Source organism: Desulfovulcanus sp., assembly GCF_982781345.1.
Window position 1 is genome coordinate 1 of record NZ_CEYAEZ010000110.1, and the last position, 2,751, is coordinate 2,751.

Below are 2,751 nucleotides of genomic sequence, written 5' to 3' on the forward strand. Positions count from 1 at the left end.
TAATATAAAGAAGTACCGCAAACTTGCGGGTATTTCTCAAGATGTGCTTTCAGGGGAGTTACGCTTGATGATTTAATGAAATAAATAACTTATGACTCCTAATTTGACAGAATAGCTTATTTGTTATAAGGCAAAGAGTTAGCCATATTTTATTCTGGATAGTATCTTACAAAATAAATATAGTCATGTGCTGGAAAGGAGGAGATCGCTATAAGCAAGAATGAAAGACAATTAAGCCATTCGCAGAATTTCCTTCGAAATTCTAAGCTGGTGGCTAAACTGGTATCAGATAGCGGGATTAACAGCCGTGACACCGTGTTTGAAATAGGTCCGGGCAAAGGAATTATTACTCGCCAGTTAGCGGAAAAAGCCGCAAGAGTAATTGCGGTTGAGTATGATAGAGATTTAGCCGATAGGCTTGAGCAAAAGTTTGCCGATTGCGGGAATGTGAAAGTAATTTTTGGTGATTTTTTAAAAACAGAATTGCCAAAAAGGGACGACTACAAAGTCTTTTCTAATATCCCGTTTAATCTAACGGCTGATATTTTGGGCAAGCTGACTTCGGTTGCAAATCCTCCACAAGATTCTTATTTAATCGTTCAGGAGGACACTGCCATGAAATACGCCGGTAGTTCTTATGGTGAGGAACGACTGCGCTCACTGATGCTAAAACCGAGATTTGAGCTGGTAATAACCCACCGTTTTAGAAGCACTGACTTTTCTCCGGTGCCAAGCGTTAACATTGTCATGTTGAGAATTAAGAGACGAGAACGATGCCTATTGAAGGACAGAGACATGAATGCGTATAGGGATTTTGTCGCTTATACTTTTAGTCAGCATGGCAAAAATTTTAAAGAAAGGATAAAGCGAATTTTCACCAACGAACAGTTCAAGCGACAAGCTTCTGAACAAAAATTCAGTCCATCGGCTCGTCCAGGCGATCTGAACTTTAAACAATGGCTGGGCTTGTTTAGATACTTCGAAAAAGGAGTATCAAACAACAAAAAAGCCTTGACTTACGGTTCTTATTCACGACTGATCCGTGAGCAGAGCAAATTGGAAAAAATCCACCGCACCCGCGGTGCTAAAGGAAAGATAAGGGGGGTGAGAACATATGTTAGCGCGGGACATCCACAAAAGCTATGGAGGCAAAGAAATACTCTGCGGCGTATCATTGCATATTGGCCATAATCAAAAGGTCGCTTTAGTTGGTTCCAACGGCGTCGGAAAGTCAACACTTCTAAAGATTCTGGCCGGTCTTGATAATCCTGACGCAGAAGAAATTCAGCTGTCCCGTCGCAACTTAAGCACATCGGCGGCTACTTCGAAGAATGTGTTTGGATCTGGAATCAATTCTTTGTGCTCTGGACGGAAGGGTTTAAAAAGGTTGAAATTGCACGGTATGTCCAACTTCTCGCAATATTCGACGACATCCTGATAAATCGGGAGGTTTACTAAATTCAGCGTGCAAGTGACTTCCACGGCGATATCATGGACTTGAAGTTGCTTCAGAACAACATCGACTTTGCCGAAAACATCGCTGCCTCTGATGTAGTTATGGACGTCTTCCGTGCCGTCGAGGCTGGCAATCACTACCAGCCGGTTTATTTTAGCCAACCTTTCGATCTTTTTCTCGTCAATAAGAGTTGCGTTGGTCACTAGGTTAATGGCCATATCTCGACTTTGGCAGTATTCCAAAATATCCATTAGTCCTTCATGCCTTTCTGGTTTTGTTCGTGGAAAAAAATAAGGGAAGCATGACCAGCAGATCATGCTCCCCTGTTTGTGCGTTCACACTTTAGCTAAAGTGTGACCCTATTGGTCACTTAAGCTTGGAGCTGGCTTCTTCTAGCATAGTGAGAGTCTTGCTGACTTCTTTGTTCAGATGCCGATCCGCCTCTGCATTCCGCCCAGCAACCCGCCACAGCTAGTCAGACAGCAACCTGCTTCGACCGGTTCTGGAGAATATCCCGGACTGACAACTGTTGGCTTCTCATACTGCTTCATGGCTGAATTCACCTCCTTCTAAAAAGTTTTTTCTCTATGCCCGCAAGTCAACGGACGAGCCGGAAAGACAAATCCTATCAATAGAAGCCCAACTTTTTGAATTAAGGGAATACGCAAAAAAAGAAAAGCTTAAATATAGTGCGTGAATTTGTGGAAAGCAAAACTGCCGAAGAGCCGGGGTGGGAAATCTTTAATGAAATACTGGCGAGCATAGAGAAAGGCGAAGCCGAGGAAATTTTAGCGTGGTACCCAAGGCTTGCCCGCAATTCAATAGACGGCGGGCGGATTATCTACCTCATAGATACAGGCAAAATAACCGTGCTAAAATTCCCGATTTTCTGGTTTGATCCCACTCTGCTACCGAGGACTTTTCCGCTGCGGGGAATGTATCTGCTTCATTACCGCCGAAACGCATAAAGGACACAACTATTTGCGGTGCACCAAAAGAAAAATCCGCTGTTCGCAAAGATGCACAAGGGAAGAAATAATCAGCGGACAGATAAGGGAAAAAATTCAAAAAGTTTCTTTGTGTTTAGCTTAGGCGGAAAAATGCATTGCCAAGCTTGAAAAAGAAAAGCAGGAGCAAGCCCAAACAGAAAGCGCTTTCGCTCAAAAGTTAAGGGATGAGCTTGTGGAAATTGAAAAGAAACTGGATAGATTGCTTGACTTGCAGTTAAGTGGATGATTGTGCAAAACGAATATTCCGCCAAAAAACAAAAAATCCTCAACCAAAAGATTGAAGTT

3 protein-coding genes and 1 pseudogene are annotated in these 2,751 nt (G+C 42.9%); 3 read left to right on the top strand and 1 reads right to left on the bottom strand.

Features of this window, described 5'->3' with window-relative positions:
- The first annotated feature begins 210 nt into the window (after window positions 1–210).
- Together erm and AC3WVG_RS11320 are read left to right on the top strand one after the other, a co-directional pair.
- Window positions 211–1,191: a 23S ribosomal RNA methyltransferase Erm gene (gene erm / locus AC3WVG_RS11315; RefSeq protein WP_488798225.1), complete on the top strand. Its 981-nt coding sequence runs from the start codon at window positions 211–213 to the stop codon at window positions 1,189–1,191.
- Window positions 1,175–1,264, top strand: a pseudogene (locus AC3WVG_RS11320) (ATP-binding cassette domain-containing protein); the annotation flags it as partial. The gene erm and the pseudogene AC3WVG_RS11320, both read left to right, overlap by 17 nt.
- A gap of 20 nt (window positions 1,265–1,284) precedes the next feature.
- Here the strand turns inward: AC3WVG_RS11320 and AC3WVG_RS11325 are convergent.
- Window positions 1,285–1,707 (bottom strand): radical SAM protein, encoded by a 423-nt coding sequence (locus tag AC3WVG_RS11325; RefSeq protein ID WP_488798226.1) that lies wholly within the window; start codon window positions 1,705–1,707, stop codon window positions 1,285–1,287.
- A 438-nt stretch (window positions 1,708–2,145) separates the two neighbouring features.
- Between AC3WVG_RS11325 and AC3WVG_RS11330 the strand changes: the two genes are divergently transcribed.
- Window positions 2,146–2,424, top strand: coding sequence for a hypothetical protein (locus AC3WVG_RS11330; RefSeq protein ID WP_488798224.1), 279 nt, complete (start codon window positions 2,146–2,148; stop codon window positions 2,422–2,424).
- The last annotated feature ends 327 nt before the right edge of the window (window positions 2,425–2,751 follow it).